Source organism: Salmonella sp. NW177 (assembly GCF_051811585.1).
Lineage (GTDB): Bacteria > Pseudomonadota > Gammaproteobacteria > Enterobacterales > Enterobacteriaceae > Salmonella > Salmonella enterica.
This window is the reverse complement of record NZ_JAMMZV010000002.1, coordinates 557,364-573,282: the sequence shown is the minus strand read 5'-3', so window position 1 is coordinate 573,282 and position 15,919 is coordinate 557,364. Positions and strand designations below refer to the sequence as shown.

The 15,919-nt window shown below is 52.2% G+C and carries 13 protein-coding genes and 4 tRNA genes; 8 read left to right on the top strand and 9 right to left on the bottom strand.

Going from position 1 to position 15,919, the window contains the following annotated elements; genetic code table 11:
* Position 1: 1 nt before the first annotated feature.
* The 8 genes from nrdF (at position 2) to emrB (ending at position 9,870) form a co-directional block, all read left to right on the top strand.
* Entirely contained in the window at positions 2-961 is a 960-nt protein-coding gene (gene nrdF / locus NA986_RS09470) for a class 1b ribonucleoside-diphosphate reductase subunit beta (RefSeq protein WP_000777901.1), read from the top strand.
* Between the two features lie 354 nt (positions 962-1,315).
* Entirely contained in the window at positions 1,316-2,518 is a 1,203-nt protein-coding gene (gene proV / locus NA986_RS09465; protein ID WP_000985529.1) for a glycine betaine/L-proline ABC transporter ATP-binding protein ProV, read from the top strand.
* Positions 2,511-3,575: a glycine betaine/L-proline ABC transporter permease ProW gene (gene proW, locus NA986_RS09460; protein WP_000775021.1), complete on the top strand. Its 1,065-nt coding sequence runs from the start codon at positions 2,511-2,513 to the stop codon at positions 3,573-3,575. Before proV ends, proW begins: the two co-directional genes overlap by 8 nt.
* Positions 3,576-3,644: 69 nt before the next feature.
* On the top strand, positions 3,645-4,640 hold the full coding sequence (gene proX, locus NA986_RS09455) for a glycine betaine/L-proline ABC transporter substrate-binding protein ProX (protein ID WP_023216125.1): 996 nt from the start codon (positions 3,645-3,647) through the stop codon (positions 4,638-4,640).
* A 164-nt stretch (positions 4,641-4,804) separates the two neighbouring features.
* Positions 4,805-5,989: an MFS transporter gene (locus NA986_RS09450; RefSeq protein WP_000165769.1), complete on the top strand. Its 1,185-nt coding sequence runs from the start codon at positions 4,805-4,807 to the stop codon at positions 5,987-5,989.
* A gap of 496 nt (positions 5,990-6,485) precedes the next feature.
* Positions 6,486-7,016: a transcriptional repressor MprA gene (gene mprA, locus NA986_RS09445; protein WP_000378431.1), complete on the top strand. Its 531-nt coding sequence runs from the start codon at positions 6,486-6,488 to the stop codon at positions 7,014-7,016.
* Between the two features lie 126 nt (positions 7,017-7,142).
* Entirely contained in the window at positions 7,143-8,315 is a 1,173-nt protein-coding gene (gene emrA, locus NA986_RS09440) for a multidrug efflux MFS transporter periplasmic adaptor subunit EmrA (RefSeq protein ID WP_001275602.1), read from the top strand.
* Positions 8,316-8,331: 16 nt separating this feature from the next.
* On the top strand, positions 8,332-9,870 hold the full coding sequence (emrB, locus tag NA986_RS09435) for a multidrug efflux MFS transporter permease subunit EmrB (RefSeq protein WP_001187297.1): 1,539 nt from the start codon (positions 8,332-8,334) through the stop codon (positions 9,868-9,870).
* Positions 9,871-9,918: 48 nt separating this feature from the next.
* Here emrB and NA986_RS09430 read toward each other — a convergent pair whose 3' ends face one another.
* From NA986_RS09430 to NA986_RS09390, 9 genes are all read right to left on the bottom strand, one after another.
* On the bottom strand, positions 9,919-11,289 hold the full coding sequence (locus NA986_RS09430; RefSeq protein WP_023216124.1) for a carbohydrate porin: 1,371 nt from the start codon (positions 11,287-11,289) through the stop codon (positions 9,919-9,921).
* Positions 11,290-11,634: 345 nt separating this feature from the next.
* Entirely contained in the window at positions 11,635-12,150 is a 516-nt protein-coding gene (gene luxS, locus NA986_RS09425; protein ID WP_001130194.1) for an S-ribosylhomocysteine lyase, read from the bottom strand.
* Positions 12,151-12,299: 149 nt separating this feature from the next.
* A complete protein-coding gene (gene gshA / locus NA986_RS09420; protein ID WP_000611821.1) occupies positions 12,300-13,856 on the bottom strand; it encodes a glutamate--cysteine ligase in 1,557 nt (518 codons plus the stop codon).
* Between the two features lie 76 nt (positions 13,857-13,932).
* On the bottom strand, positions 13,933-14,358 hold the full coding sequence (locus NA986_RS09415) for a YqaA family protein (protein ID WP_001279499.1): 426 nt from the start codon (positions 14,356-14,358) through the stop codon (positions 13,933-13,935).
* A complete protein-coding gene (gene yqaB / locus NA986_RS09410; RefSeq protein WP_000271296.1) occupies positions 14,355-14,921 on the bottom strand; it encodes a fructose-1-phosphate/6-phosphogluconate phosphatase in 567 nt (188 codons plus the stop codon). Before yqaB ends, NA986_RS09415 begins: the two co-directional genes overlap by 4 nt.
* Positions 14,922-15,290: 369 nt before the next feature.
* A tRNA-Arg gene (locus NA986_RS09405) sits at positions 15,291-15,367 on the bottom strand.
* Between the two features lie 193 nt (positions 15,368-15,560).
* A tRNA-Arg gene (locus NA986_RS09400) sits at positions 15,561-15,637 on the bottom strand.
* Positions 15,638-15,699: 62 nt separating this feature from the next.
* Positions 15,700-15,776, bottom strand: a tRNA-Arg gene (locus NA986_RS09395).
* A gap of 61 nt (positions 15,777-15,837) precedes the next feature.
* Positions 15,838-15,914, bottom strand: a tRNA-Arg gene (locus NA986_RS09390).
* Positions 15,915-15,919 lie beyond the last annotated feature (5 nt).

Sequence of the window (15,919 nt, the reverse complement as noted above, 5' to 3'; positions counted from 1 at the left end):
TATGAAATTATCTCGTATTAGCGCCATCAACTGGAACAAGATCCAGGACGACAAAGATCTGGAGGTGTGGAACCGGCTGACCAGTAACTTCTGGCTGCCGGAAAAAGTGCCGTTGTCGAATGATATTCCGGCCTGGCAGACGCTGAGCGCCGCCGAACAGCAGCTCACTATTCGCGTGTTTACGGGTCTTACGCTGCTCGACACTATCCAGAACATCGCAGGCGCGCCGTCGTTAATGGCAGATGCCATCACGCCGCATGAAGAGGCAGTGCTGTCGAACATCAGCTTTATGGAAGCGGTACACGCCCGCTCTTACAGTTCTATTTTTTCCACGCTGTGCCAGACGAAAGAGGTTGATGCCGCCTACGCCTGGAGCGAAGAAAACCCGCCGCTTCAGCGTAAGGCGCAGATTATTTTGGCTCATTACGTCAGCGATGAACCGCTAAAGAAAAAGATTGCCAGCGTCTTTTTAGAGTCTTTTCTGTTCTATTCCGGCTTCTGGCTGCCGATGTATTTCTCCAGCCGCGGTAAGCTCACGAACACTGCCGACCTGATTCGTTTAATCATTCGCGATGAAGCGGTTCACGGTTATTATATTGGCTATAAATATCAGATAGCGCTACAAAAACTATCGGCAATCGAGCGTGAAGAGTTAAAGCTTTTCGCGCTGGATTTGTTGATGGAACTGTACGACAACGAAATCTGCTACACAGAAGCGTTATATGCGGAAACCGGCTGGGTTAACGACGTCAAAGCCTTCTTGTGCTACAACGCCAATAAAGCCTTAATGAACCTGGGTTATGAGGCGTTATTTCCGCCGGAGATGGCAGACGTGAATCCCGCAATCCTTGCCGCGCTCTCGCCGAATGCCGACGAAAATCATGATTTCTTTTCCGGATCAGGTTCATCTTATGTGATGGGGAAAACAGTCGAAACCGAAGACGAAGACTGGAATTTTTAACCTTGCGGGCATGGGAAATAACGTTACATTTTCCATGCCTTTATTACAAGCAATACCGGGTTAAATCGCGCAAATATTACAACATGTCCTACACTCAATACGAGTGACATTATTCACCTGGATTCCTCCAATTCAGGTGGATTTTTGCTGGTTGTCTCAAAAAATATCTCTCTCTCCCCATTCGCGTTCAGCCCTTATATCATGGGAAATCACAGCCAATAGCACCTGGCAATATTCATGCCAGAAGCAAATTCAGGGTTGTCTCAGATTCTGAGTATGTTAGGGTAGAAAAAGGTAACTATTTCTATCAGGTAACATATCGACATAAGTAAATAACAGGAATCATTCTATTGCATGGCAATTAAATTAGAAGTGAAGAATCTGTATAAAATATTTGGAGAGCATCCGCAGCGTGCCTTCAAATATATTGAAAAGGGACTATCGAAAGAGCAAATACTGGAAAAAACGGGGCTATCGCTTGGCGTTAAAGACGCCAGTCTGGCCATTGAAGAAGGCGAGATATTTGTCATCATGGGATTATCCGGTTCGGGTAAATCCACAATGGTACGCCTTCTCAATCGCCTGATTGAACCCACCCGCGGACAGGTACTGATCGACGGCGTTGATATTGCCAAAATATCAGACGCTGAGCTTCGCGAGGTGCGCAGGAAAAAGATTGCGATGGTCTTCCAGTCATTTGCGCTCATGCCGCATATGACCGTGCTGGATAATACGGCATTCGGTATGGAATTAGCGGGCATCGCGGCGCAAGAGCGTCGCGAAAAAGCGCTGGACGCCTTGCGTCAGGTGGGGCTTGAGAATTACGCTCACGCCTACCCGGATGAACTTTCCGGTGGGATGCGTCAGCGTGTTGGGCTTGCCCGCGCGCTGGCAATCAACCCTGATATCTTATTAATGGATGAAGCGTTTTCCGCCCTCGATCCATTAATTCGTACCGAAATGCAGGATGAGCTGGTGAAATTACAGGCGAAACATCAGCGCACCATTGTCTTTATTTCCCACGATCTTGATGAGGCTATGCGTATTGGCGACAGGATTGCCATTATGCAAAATGGCGAGGTCGTACAGGTTGGTACGCCGGATGAGATCCTGAATAATCCGGCAAATGATTATGTCCGCACGTTCTTCCGTGGCGTGGATATTAGTCAGGTCTTTAGCGCCAAAGATATTGCCCGTCGCAGTCCGGTCGGCTTAATTCGTAAAACGCCAGGTTTCGGTCCCCGTTCGGCACTGAAATTATTACAGGACGAAGACCGTGAATATGGTTACGTCATTGAGCGTGGCAATAAATTCGTGGGCGTCGTGTCCATCGACTCATTAAAAGCGGCATTAAGCCAGGCGCAAGGGATTGAAGCGGCGCTTATCGACGACCCTTTAGTCGTTGATGCGCAAACCCCACTCAGCGAGTTGCTCTCTCACGTCGGCCAGGCGCCCTGCGCGGTGCCGGTTGTCGATGAAGAACACCAGTATGTTGGCATTATTTCAAAACGTATGTTGCTACAGGCTTTAGATCGCGAGGGGGGTAACAATGGCTGATCAAACGAATCCGTGGGATACCGCACAGGTGGCCGATACGACGACGCAAACGGCTGATGCCTGGGGAACACCGGCAGGCGTAGCCACGGACGGCGGCAGTACCGACTGGTTGAACAGCGCGCCCGCGCCAGCCCCTGAACACTTTTCTCTTCTGGACCCGTTCCATAAGACGCTGATCCCGCTGGATAGCTGGGTCACAGAGGGAATCGACTGGGTCGTCACCCATTTCCGTCCCCTTTTTCAGGGGATTCGTGTGCCGGTGGATTACATCCTCAACGGCTTTCAGCAACTGCTGCTGGGAATGCCCGCCCCTGTGGCGATTATTCTCTTTGCGCTGATTGCCTGGCAGGTTTCCGGCGTGGGCATGGGGATCGCAACGCTGATATCGCTGATCGCCATCGGCGCGATCGGCGCCTGGTCGCAGGCGATGATTACCCTGGCGCTGGTATTGACCGCCCTGTTGTTCTGCGTCGTGATCGGATTACCGATGGGAATCTGGCTGGCGCGCAGCCCGCGCGCGGCCAAAATAGTTCGTCCGCTGCTGGATGCGATGCAGACCACGCCCGCGTTTGTCTATCTGGTGCCGATTGTCATGTTATTCGGCATCGGTAACGTGCCGGGCGTCGTGGTGACGATTATTTTTGCTCTACCGCCGATTATACGCCTGACGATCCTGGGCATTAACCAGGTGCCTGCCGACTTAATTGAAGCGTCGCGCTCGTTCGGCGCCAGCCCGCGCCAAATGTTGTTCAAAGTGCAACTACCGCTGGCGATGCCCACCATTATGGCAGGCGTTAATCAGACGCTGATGCTGGCTCTCTCAATGGTCGTCATCGCCTCGATGATTGCGGTCGGTGGGCTTGGCCAGATGGTACTACGCGGCATTGGTCGTCTTGATATGGGGCTGGCAACCGTGGGCGGCGTCGGCATTGTGATTCTCGCCATTATTCTGGACCGTCTGACGCAGGCCGTCGGGCGCGACTCGCGTAGCCGCGGTAACCGTCGCTGGTATACCACCGGTCCTGTTGGGCTAATCACCCGCCCTTTCGTTAAGTAACTCTCCTGACGCCCGGTGACGCTGCGCTTACCGGGCTTACAACTCCCTACCATAATTAAAGGAACAACGATGCGACATACTGTGATATTTGCCTCAGCGTTTGCCACCCTTGTCACCGCCAGCGCTTTCGCTGCCGACCTGCCTGGCAAAGGCATTACCGTCCAACCTATCCAAAGCACGATTTCTGAAGAGTCCTTCCAGACGTTACTGGTCAGCCGGGCGCTGGAAAAGTTGGGTTATACCGTAAATAAGCCGAGTGAAGTCGATTACAACGTAGGCTACACCTCTATCGCCTCTGGCGATGCGACGTTTACCGCCGTGAACTGGCAGCCGCTGCATGATGATATGTATGCCGCAGCAGGCGGAGACAAAAAGTTTTACCGCGAGGGCGTCTTCGTCTCCGGCGCTGCGCAGGGCTATCTGATCGATAAAAAAACCGCCGAGCAGTACAACATCACCAATATCGCTCAGCTAAAAGATCCGAAAATCGCCAAAATCTTCGATACCAATGGCGACGGAAAAGCGGACATGATGGGCTGCTCGCCGGGCTGGGGCTGCGAAGCCGTGATCAATCACCAGAATAAAGCGTTTGATCTGCAAAAAACCGTTGAGGTCAGCCACGGTAACTATGCGGCGATGATGGCTGATACCATTACCCGTTTTAAAGAAGGCAAGCCGGTGCTGTATTACACCTGGACCCCGTACTGGGTGAGCGACGTAATGAAGCCGGGTAAAGATGTCGTCTGGCTACAGGTGCCGTTCCCCTCTCTGCCGGGCGAACAGAAAAATATTGATACTAAACTGCCGAACGGCGCGAACTATGGGTTCCCGGTTAATACCATGCATATTGTCGCCAATAAGGCATGGGCGGAGAAAAACCCGGCGGCGGCGAAACTGTTCGCCATCATGAAGCTGCCGCTGGCGGATATCAACGCGCAGAACGCCATGATGCATGCCGGTAAATCGTCTGAAGCCGATGTTCAGGGCCACGTAGACGGCTGGATCAACGCCCACCAGCAGCAGTTTGACGGCTGGGTGAAAGAAGCGCTGGCCGCGCAGAAATAAGATCGTTTTTTATGCCGGATAAGGCGCAGTTCATGCGCCGCTATCCGGCCAACGCAATCTCTCCTCAAAGCGCACGATTCATCACGTCACTGTTCCCCTTTATTCATCAACATCCGCTATGATTGTTTTCCCAGGAAATAATTATCTGAATCACGATTACCATAATGACGAAACCCACTCATGGGCTTAGCCCGGCGCTGATCGTTTTAATGTCTGTGGCCACGGGTCTGGCGGTCGCCAGCAACTACTATGCCCAGCCGCTGCTTGATACCATCGCGCATCACTTTTCGCTTTCCGCCAGCTCCGCAGGGTTTATCGTTACCGCCGCGCAGTTGGGCTATGCCGCTGGCCTGTTGTTTCTGGTGCCGCTCGGCGACATGTTTGAACGCCGAACGCTGATTGTCTCCATGACGTTGCTGGCGGCTGGCGGAATGCTGATCACCGCCAGCAGTCAGTCGCTTAGCATGATGATACTCGGAACGGCCTTAACCGGACTGTTCTCCGTGGTGGCGCAGATTCTGGTTCCGCTGGCCGCCACGCTTGCGACGCCCGCCACCCGCGGTAAAGTGGTCGGCACCATTATGAGCGGCCTGTTGCTGGGGATCCTGCTGGCGCGAACGGTCGCCGGACTGCTGGCAAACCTCGGCGGTTGGCGCACCGTATTTTGGGTAGCGTCGGCGCTGATGGCGCTGATGGCCGTCGCGTTGTGGCGCGGACTGCCAAAGCTCAAATCCGACACCCATCTTAACTACCCGCAGCTGTTGGGTTCTGTATTCAGCCTGTTTATTCACGATAAGCTGCTGCGTACCCGCGCGCTGCTGGGCTGTCTGACCTTTGCTAATTTCAGCATCCTCTGGACGTCAATGGCCTTTTTGCTCGCCGCGCCGCCGTTTAGCTATTCCGAGGGGATGATTGGCCTGTTTGGCCTGGCGGGGGCCGCCGGCGCTTTAGGCGCGCGTCCGGCTGGCGGATTTGCCGATAAAGGTAAATCTCACCTCACCACCACGTTCGGCTTACTGCTGCTGTTACTCTCCTGGCTGGCTATCTGGCTTGGGCACACCTCGGTACTGGCGCTGATTATTGGCATTCTGGTACTGGACCTCACCGTTCAGGGGGTACATATCACCAATCAGACGGTCATCTATCGTTTGCATCCGGATGCGCGTAACCGGCTCACCGCCGGCTATATGACCAGCTACTTTATCGGTGGCGCCGCGGGGTCGCTGATTTCCGCCTCCGCCTGGCAACATGCCGGCTGGGCCGGCGTTTGTCTGGCGGGTGTCACGGTAGCCTTACTTAATTTACTGGTCTGGTGGCGAGGTTTTCACCGACAGGAAGCCGTAAATTAAGCGGATAGTGAGCGTTTACCTTTGTTTAAGCTCCTTAGGGTGTTAAGGAGCTCCCCAGTCTGTTAAGGTTATGCTATTCATTTATCATGGTTATTTTTATACCGGTGAAGAATAATATAATTCTATGGAAAGCCCTGCATCCCCATCTGCTCCCAGGCCAATAGCGCCCGTTCAAGGATTCGAAGGTCGTTCACCGATAGCTATCCGTGATATTCCGGTGGCTTTTGCATCGGGTTGTAAGGCCGTTTACCCGGCTTTCGCCCCTCCCGCTTATCGTTCTCTCCTGATTTTTTCATGCAGGCACTCACGCTTTTCTCGTCATTCCTGGATTTGCCGCAGGCGGCGCTTTACCGGGCCCAATGTTCCCGCTGGCGTCTCAGTCTGCGTATCATTGGTTGCTTTATAGCCTGAAAGAATGATTTTGTATTAATAATACATTTACTTTATTTGTCACTGTCGTTACTATATCGGCTGAAATTAATGAGGTCATGCCCAAATGGATAGTTCGTTTACGCCCATTGAACAAATGCTAAAATTTCGCGCCAGCCGTCACGAAGACTTTCCTTATCAGGAAATTCTTTTGACTCGTCTTTGTATGCACATGCAAGGCAAGCTCCTGGAAAACCGCAATAAGATGCTGAAGGCTCAAGGGATTAACGAGACGTTGTTTATGGCGTTGATTACGCTGGAGTCTCAGGAAAACCACAGTATTCAGCCGTCTGAATTAAGCTGCGCGCTGGGTTCATCTCGCACCAATGCGACACGCATTGCAGATGAGCTGGAAAAACGCGGCTGGATTGAGCGTCGTGAGAGCGATAACGACCGCCGTTGCCTGCATCTGCAATTAACGGAGAAAGGTCAGGCATTTTTGCAAGAAGTGCTTCCGCCTCAGCATCATTGTCTGCATCAACTCTGGTCATCACTTAGCACTGCCGAAAAAGATCAACTTGAGCACATCACTCGTAAACTCCTGACGCGTCTTGATCAAATGGAGCAGGAAGGCACTGTTCTTGAGGCGCTGCGCTAAAGCGCCGACCCGCTCAAAAATCCAGATTAATAACAGGAAAGCGGACAGGCCGGCACGCGTTACTGCTGGCCTTTCTGACAACAGGTCGGCTCAGCCGATGTGAATAATAAGATCGTGGAGAACAACATGAGCGCAAATGCGGAGATCCAAACCCCGCAGCAACCGGCTAAGAAGAAAGGCAAACGCAAAACAGCGCTGCTACTTCTTACCTTGCTCTTTGTTATTATTGCCGTGGCATATGGAATTTATTGGTTTTTAGTATTGCGTCATATTGAAGAGACAGATGATGCTTACGTGGCAGGGAACCAGGTTCAAATCATGGCGCAGGTGTCAGGCAGCGTGACGAAAGTCTGGGCTGATAACACCGACTTTGTAAAAGAGGGCGATGTCCTGGTCACGCTCGATCAGACTGACGCCAAACAAGCGTTTGAAAAAGCCAAAACGGCGCTGGCCTCCAGCGTGCGCCAGACGCACCAGTTGATGATTAACAGCAAGCAGTTGCAGGCGAATATCGACGTGCAAAAAACCGCCCTGGCGCAAGCGCAAAGCGACCTTAACCGTCGTGTGCCGCTGGGTAACGCCAATCTTATTGGCCGTGAAGAGCTGCAACACGCCCGCGATGCCGTCGCCAGCGCGCAGGCACAGCTGGATGTCGCCATTCAACAGTACAATGCCAACCAGGCAATGATACTCAACAGTAATCTGGAAGATCAGCCCGCGGTTCAACAAGCGGCGACCGAAGTGCGTAACGCCTGGCTGGCGCTGGAGCGTACTCGCATCGTCAGCCCAATGACCGGTTATGTCTCCCGCCGCGCCGTCCAGCCTGGCGCGCAAATCAGCCCCACCACGCCGCTGATGGCCGTCGTGCCTGCAACCGATCTGTGGGTGGACGCTAACTTTAAAGAGACCCAATTAGCGAATATGCGCATTGGGCAGCCAGTGACGATTATTACTGACATTTATGGCGACGACGTAAAATACACCGGTAAAGTCGTCGGTCTGGATATGGGAACAGGCAGCGCCTTCTCCCTGCTGCCCGCGCAAAATGCGACGGGTAACTGGATTAAAGTGGTTCAACGTCTGCCGGTACGCGTCGAACTGGACGCCCGCCAGTTAGAACAACATCCGCTGCGTATTGGTTTATCGACGCTGGTCACCGTGGATACCGCTAATCGCGACGGTCAGGTACTGGCCAGCCAGGTACGAACGACGCCGGTTGCCGAAAGTAACGCACGCGAAATTAATCTCGCGCCGGTCAATAAACTGATCGACGACATCGTACAGGCTAACGCGGGTTAATCCTGAGGTGCGTGTGATGCAACAGCAAAAACCGCTGGAGGGCGCGCAGCTCGTCATCATGACGATCGCGCTGTCGCTGGCGACATTCATGCAGGTGCTGGACTCCACCATTGCCAACGTGGCGATTCCGACCATCGCCGGGAACCTGGGTTCTTCCCTAAGCCAGGGGACATGGGTTATCACCTCTTTCGGGGTGGCGAACGCTATCTCGATTCCCTTAACCGGCTGGCTGGCGAAACGTTTTGGCGAAGTCAAACTGTTCATGTGGTCGACGGTCGCCTTTGCCGCGGCCTCCTGGGCCTGTGGCGTATCCAGCAGCCTGAATATGCTGATCTTCTTCCGCGTGGTGCAGGGCGTGGTCGCCGGGCCGCTGATTCCGCTCTCGCAAAGCCTGTTGCTGAATAACTATCCGCCTGCAAAGCGCTCCATTGCGCTGGCGCTCTGGTCAATGACCGTCATTGTCGCGCCGATTTGCGGCCCGATTCTGGGGGGCTATATCAGTGATAATTACCACTGGGGATGGATTTTCTTCATCAACGTGCCGATTGGCATCGCCGTCGTCCTGATGACGTTACACACGCTGCGCGGACGTGAAACGCATACCGAACGGCGACGTATTGACGCCGTCGGGCTGGCGTTACTGGTGATTGGCATCGGCAGCCTGCAAATTATGCTCGATCGCGGTAAAGAGCTGGACTGGTTCTCCTCACAGGAAATTATCATCCTGACCGTGGTCGCCGTCATCGCCATCAGTTTCCTGATCGTCTGGGAACTGACCGACGATCACCCTATCGTCGATCTTTCTCTTTTTAAATCGCGTAACTTCACGATTGGCTGCTTGTGCATCAGCCTTGCCTATATGCTCTATTTCGGCGCCATTGTTCTACTGCCGCAGCTTTTGCAAGAGGTGTACGGCTATACCGCAACGTGGGCAGGTCTGGCGTCGGCGCCAGTCGGCATTATTCCGGTAATTTTGTCGCCGATTATCGGACGCTTCGCGCATAAACTGGATATGCGCAGGCTGGTCACGTTCAGCTTCATTATGTACGCCGTCTGTTTTTACTGGCGCGCCTGGACGTTCGAACCGGGTATGGATTTCGGCGCTTCCGCATGGCCGCAGTTTATTCAGGGATTTGCCGTCGCCTGCTTCTTTATGCCGCTGACCACCATTACGCTCTCCGGGTTACCGCCAGAACGGCTGGCGGCGGCATCAAGCCTGTCGAACTTCACGCGAACGCTGGCAGGCTCCATCGGCACCTCGATTACCACCACTATGTGGACCGATCGTGAGTCGCTACACCATGCTCAGCTCACGGAGTCGATTACGGCGTATAATCCAAACGCTCAGGCTATGTACGATAAACTGGAAGGCTTAGGGATGACGCACCAACAGGCGTCAGGCTGGATAGCCCAGCAAATCACGAATCAGGGGCTGATTATTTCCGCCAACGAAATCTTCTGGATGTCGGCGGGGATCTTCCTGGTGCTGCTCGGCCTGGTGTGGTTCGCCAAACCGCCCTTCGGTGCGGGCGGCGGCGGTGGCGGCGCGCACTAACTATCTGATAAAAGGGATCTGCGGATCCCTTTTTTAGTAGACCAACAATCAGAAGAAATATTTGAATCTCAGACGCCCGCCGTAACGCGCATCTTCACTGTTATCGCCATTATTCGGATTGGACTCTACCCATGAAGCATAGGCACCGAGGTAGATGTTAAAGTTTTTCATATCCATCACGTTGGGGAATAAATATGAGGCATGAATAGTGTGAATGTCATAATTGCCGGGATCGGTGATCCAGCAATCGTCCTCACAAACGGCATCGATATTAGTAGCATTGAAGGCTTCGATTTTGTTATGCGCATAGATATAACCCAGTTCAAATCGATGCCACAGCGCATTCACCCCAGCGGTAAAATCTGTCTCATCGGTCGCATCCATATAAGCGGTATTCAGGTTAATCACCGCGCCATCTTCCGGGTCAGTTTTTTGACCATTCCAGGTCATGGTAAAACCATAGCCCGTACGATCTGACTGATCGATCCACTTCCCATTCTCATAATAGCCATAGGCGTTGTTAACGACGTTACTTTCCATCGCTATCGCCGTTGAAAAACGCCCGTTTTGCCAGGCAATAACCGGACGGACGTAAGCCACGTTTTTATCGTTGGTTAAATCCATTCCGTGGTACTGCTTCTCGGTATATAACGTACTGCCATTTTCCAGCAATGTGTTAACTTCGAAATACCAGTTGTCGATGGTTTTACTCAGCAGGAAGTTACCCCCACTGTCGCTACGTCCCCGTCCTTCTTTCATCATATAGATATAGCCGTAACCGTCACTGTAAAGATCGTTCGCTGTATTCCCCGAATATTCAATAAAGGTATCCTGATTCAGCGGGAACATATCGTAGGCTTCAAAACGACCAACCTTAATTTTCCAGTCATTCTCACGACCAAAGAAGAAAACGGCATCATCAAGGTTCATTTTTCCGGTCAGGTCCGCCAGAGGCTGTACAGAGAACCCGGCAAAATTACCGTTGTCCAGCCGCTGGTAGCCATCAAAGCCCAGCAACAGGCGTCCGTTAATATCCCAGCGTTCATTGGTTCCTGGTGCCCAATCTTTATTCGCTGACGTTCTCGTCGATGTCAGACTACCGGAACGGCTTGCCGCATCCATATTAAATTCGACATCGCCATAGAACTTAATATCGCTGAATCCGGATAAGGTCAGCTTCGGCGGCGTTTTACCTGCTGCAATGGGCTCGGCAGACTGGACATTCACCGTCGGCGTAGCGGCGACCTGCTGCTGTTTCAACGAGCGAATTTGCGCCTCGGCATCGGATGCCCGTTTTTCAGCATTAACAACACGTTGCTCCAGTTCAGCCAGACGCTGCTCAATAGTGATATTATTCGCTGCCCAAAGGTTATGAGAAAAGCAAGCACCGATCATCAGCGCCAAATATTTAGCCTTCATTTTTTATCCCTTAAGTTTGATGTATACCAGATAAGATTTGCTAAAAACCCCATCGACCGGCTATTAGTAGAGTCTTGTTATTACCTGGATATCTGGCGCATTCCATTATGTTTTTCTATTAATTATTTATGATTTTTAGTTTATGTGATCAATACACTCTGGCATCGTGAGTTATCCGCCTTTTCTGTTTGCCAGATCACATTTTATTATTTAACAGGCCAGGCATTACTTAATTTAAAATGTATTCTCGCCGCAAATATAATAAACGCAAATTATATTAAGCAATAAAAAACCCCGGCCATAAACCGGGGTTAATTTAAATACTGGAAACGCTTACCAATAAGACTAAATATGCAGTTCCTGCAGTTTTTCTTTCGGCAGCGCCAGCTCTTTATTGCTATTCACGCGCACATCACGCTCCAGAATATGACGGGCAATGTCCTGCGCTTCACTGAGCGAGTGCATCTGATACGTACCGCACTGGTAAACGTTCAGCTCCGGGATCTGGTTTTGATCCTGCACTTTCAGCACATCCGCCATCGCCGCTTTCCAGGCGTCGGCAACACGCTGCTCGTCCGGCGTGCCAATCAGGCTCATGTAAAAGCCGGTGCGGCAGCCCATCGGCGAGATATCGATAATCTCAACGCCGTTACCGTTGAGGTGGTCGCGCATAAAGCCAGCAAACAGATGCTCAAGCGTATGAATCCCTTTTTCCGGCATCACTTCTTTGTTCGGAATGCAAAAACGCAGATCAAACACGGTGATTGCGTCGCCATGCGGGGTGTTCATCGTTTTTGCAACCCGGACCGCCGGCGCTTGCATCCGGGTATGATCGACTGCGAAGCTATCTAATAATGGCATTTAGTCACCTCCGATAATTTTTTAAAAATAAACTGAACTCTTTGTTCCGGGGCGAGTCTGAGTATATGAAAGACGCGCATTTGTTATCATCATCCCTGTTTTCAGCGATGAAATTTTGGCCACTCCGTGAGTGGCCTTTTTCTTTTGGGTCAGGCGTGTTTTGCAAGCCACGCGGCAAACGGCTCGGTATCCGCCGCCTCAATCTCCTGCTGACGACGTACTGAAGCGTCACGTTCAGCAATAAACTCTTCTTCCTGTAAAATCTCCAGCGGCTCTTCGCGTAACAGATTACGGTAAGCCTCACCGAACGCTTTCCCGGTGCCGCCAATGCCTTCATCAATCATAGACCGTAGGATCCGGGCGGAGAATGTCAGTTCAGGATTATCAAAGCAGGCGACCAACTCGTCACACACCTTTTGATACTCCTCTCCCCCGTGGATACTGTCCAGCGTTTGCGCCACGCGTTTCAGATCGCGGAAGAGATCTTTCCCGACTTTGGGCAGCGGGAACTGCGCAGTTTCACAGCCAATGCCTAACGTCAGGCCCGGCTTACGCCCTTCCAGAATAACGCGATTCCAATTAGTACGCGTACATAACAGCTCATCGCTACTCATTTCCGGCGCATCGGCCAATACGCACCAGACCATAAACAGATCGAGGAAGCGCACCTGTTGCTCGTCTACGCCGATCGGTGAGAACGGATTAATATCGAGAGAACGAACTTCAATATACTCAATACCACCACGCAGAAGCGCGTCAGAAGGCGATTCGCCGCTGCGCGTCACGCGCTTGGGACGAATGGGCGCGTACAGCTCATTTTCAATTTGCAGAACGTTGCTGTTAATCTGTAGCCGCTTACCGTCTTTTTCCACACCAATCCGCGCGTACTCTTCGGAAGGGGTTTTAATCGCCCGCTTCAGACCTGCCACATACTCATGCAAATCGTTAAACGTAATTCCGAGATTGCTTTGCGACTTATTGGTATAGCCCAAATCACTCAAACGCAGCGACGTCGCATACGGCAGGTAGTACATACCGCAGTCCGTTTTTTCAAACGGTAATGTGGTTGGCTTTCCTTGCAGGAAAGAGGAACAAATGGCCGGAGACGCGCCAAACAGATAGGGGATGACCCAGCCAAAACGGTAATAGTTGCGAATCAGACGAAAATAGCCGGCAGAAATTTTTTCTTTTGCCGCTTCGCCTTCCGTAACGCCGCATTTCGCCTGCCAGAACGCCATCGGTAATGAAAAATTGTAATGTACGCCGGAGATGGTTTGCATCAAAGCGCCATAACGATTTTTCAGCCCTTCGCGATAGAGCGTCTTAAAGCGCCCGGTATTAGATGTGCCGTACTGCGCCAGCTCTATGTCCTGCCCTTCCGCAATATAGCAGGGCATACTTAATGGCCACATCCGCTCATCGCCCAGTTTCCTGGCCGTATACCGATGGAGATCGCGCATAAAAGTGAGCATATGCTGGATATCGCCATCGACTGGCGTAATAAACTCCAGTAGGGCTTCCGCAAAATCCGTGGTAATCCATTTATGGGTCAGCGCTGAACCTAACGCTTCAGGATGACCTGTTGTCGCCAGCGTGCCATCAGCATTGACACGCAGCGTTTCGCGCTCTAACCCGCGCTGTATCCCCTTTAACGCCTGAGGATGTTTTTCCAGCCAGGCCAGAGCCTGTGATACGTCCGGGATCAAATTGACCTCCCGCCTGTCCAAATCGTTTTAATAAGCATAACTGTAATGGCGGCCATACATGCCAAACCTACAATTATTACCACCACATCATGCCCTGAACCGTCGCCGCTGCGAGCGCAACATAGCGCAGCGCCTTACCAAGACACAAAAAAAAGATCGTCCGCCCCCACGGGATGCGCATCCATCCCGCTAACAGGCACAACAAATCACCGATGACCGGCATCCAGCTTAATAATAGTGTGGCTGCGCCATAACGCTTTAGCCAGCCAGTCGCTTTTTCCTGCCAGCGCGACGTTTTGCGCAGCGGAAAGAAACGCCCAAGAATAACGTTAGTTACCCCTCCAAGGCTATTACCCATTGTTGCTGTTAAGACTAAGACCCAGGGATGGCTGACGCCGGAGACCAGCATAGCAACCAAAACCACCTCAGAATTACCGGGTAACAGCGTCGCGCTGAGAAAACTACTGGCAAACAGAGACAGGAGCGACAGTCCGTCACTCACAATAGTCGAACATCCACGGCATCCATTCCCGCCGCCCGCGCCGCCTGTAAACCAAAATCGGCATCTTCAAATACCACGCACTGCGTCGGCATGACGCCCATCCGCTGGGCGCACAGTAGGAAGGTGTCAGGCGCGGGTTTGTGATGCTGTACGTGATCTGCCGCCACAACCGCATCAAAATAACGACGCAGCCCCAGATGCGCTAACAGGGCTTCCGCGATAGCGCTTTCGCTACCGGTACCGACCGACATGGGACGCCGCCCATGCCACGCTTTGACCACCTCAACCAGCGGCAGCGGTTCTACGCAGTCCAGCAGGATGCTTTTTACCGCGTCGGTTTTCTCACGCGCCAGTGACAGGGGATCAAGATCGGCATGGTTAAGCTCAATGATTGACTGGGCGATAAGCCAGGTTGGCGAACCGTTAAGCGCGACCATTGCCTGTTCATCAAAACGAAGACCATAGCGCCCCAAAACCTCACGCCACGCTTTGCGATGCGTGGGTTCGGTATCCAGGAGAGTACCGTCCATATCAAAAATCAAACCAGCATAACGTGCGTACATCGTGTTCTCGCAAACCGAATAACCAGACAGTACTTTATCGCAATTGGTTGATTTTGTCGCTAATAGAGATGAAGAGGTATATTCAGGATAAGGGGAAAAGCGATTGCAGGGCAGTGACGTATCCGGGAGGATTATTCGCCTTATGGGCCGTTGCTGACGCAACGTTATCCTTCTGATGCCAGCGGTGATTACCGCTATCTTATCTGCATCTTCATCGCTGAAAGTACGGAGAATATGGTGCATCCGGGAGGATTACTCGCCTTACGGCTCGCCCTTCGGGCCGTTGCTGACGCAACGTTATCCTTCCTGGTGCCTGCGGTGATTACCGCTATCTTATCCGCATCTTTATCGCTGAAAGTACGGAGAATATGGTGCATCCGGGAGGATTCGAACCTCCGACCGCTCGGTTCGTAGCCGAGTACTCTATCCAGCTGAGCTACGGATGCATTGGAAATGATGTTTACTACAAGATTTGATGTCGCATTTACTGCCACACTAAATAAGATGGTGCATCCGGGAGGATTACTCGCCTTACGGCTCGCCCTTCGGGCCGTTGCTGACGCAACGTTATCCTTCCTGGTGCCAGCGGTGATTACCGCTATCTTATCCGTATCTTCATCACTGAAAGTACGGAGAATATGGTGCATCCGGGAGGATTCGAACCTCCGACCGCTCGGTTCGTAGCCGAGTACTCTATCCAGCTGAGCTACGGATGCATCGGAAAACTTGCTTTACTGCCGATATTGATACCGCGGTGAAAGCCGTATCAAGTAAGAGATGGTGCATCCGGGAGGATTCGAACCTCCGACCGCTCGGTTCGTAGCCGAGTACTCTATCCAGCTGAGCTACGGATGCATCGGGAAACTTACTTTACTGCAGATTTTGATACCGCGGGAAAGCCGTATCAAGTAAGAGATGGTGCATCCGGGAGGATTCGAACCTCCGACCGCTCGGTTCGTAGCCGAGTACTCTATCCAGCTGAGCTACGGATGCAACGG

What these genes read in the sequence shown, in the direction of transcription:
- nrdF (WP_000777901.1), top strand. Translation starts at nt 2, where the DNA reads ATGAAATTATCTCGTATTAGCGCCATCAACTGGAACAAGATCCAGGAC.
- proV (WP_000985529.1), top strand. Translation starts at nt 1,316, where the DNA reads ATGGCAATTAAATTAGAAGTGAAGAATCTGTATAAAATATTTGGAGAG.
- proW (WP_000775021.1), top strand. Translation starts at nt 2,511, where the DNA reads ATGGCTGATCAAACGAATCCGTGGGATACCGCACAGGTGGCCGATACG.
- proX (WP_023216125.1), top strand. Translation starts at nt 3,645, where the DNA reads ATGCGACATACTGTGATATTTGCCTCAGCGTTTGCCACCCTTGTCACC.
- NA986_RS09450 (WP_000165769.1), top strand. Translation starts at nt 4,805, where the DNA reads ATGACGAAACCCACTCATGGGCTTAGCCCGGCGCTGATCGTTTTAATG.
- mprA (WP_000378431.1), top strand. Translation starts at nt 6,486, where the DNA reads ATGGATAGTTCGTTTACGCCCATTGAACAAATGCTAAAATTTCGCGCC.
- emrA (WP_001275602.1), top strand. Translation starts at nt 7,143, where the DNA reads ATGAGCGCAAATGCGGAGATCCAAACCCCGCAGCAACCGGCTAAGAAG.
- emrB (WP_001187297.1), top strand. Translation starts at nt 8,332, where the DNA reads ATGCAACAGCAAAAACCGCTGGAGGGCGCGCAGCTCGTCATCATGACG.
- NA986_RS09430 (WP_023216124.1), bottom strand. Translation starts at nt 11,289, where the DNA reads ATGAAGGCTAAATATTTGGCGCTGATGATCGGTGCTTGCTTTTCTCAT.
- luxS (WP_001130194.1), bottom strand. Translation starts at nt 12,150, where the DNA reads ATGCCATTATTAGATAGCTTCGCAGTCGATCATACCCGGATGCAAGCG.
- yqaB (WP_000271296.1), bottom strand. Translation starts at nt 14,921, where the DNA reads ATGTACGCACGTTATGCTGGTTTGATTTTTGATATGGACGGTACTCTC.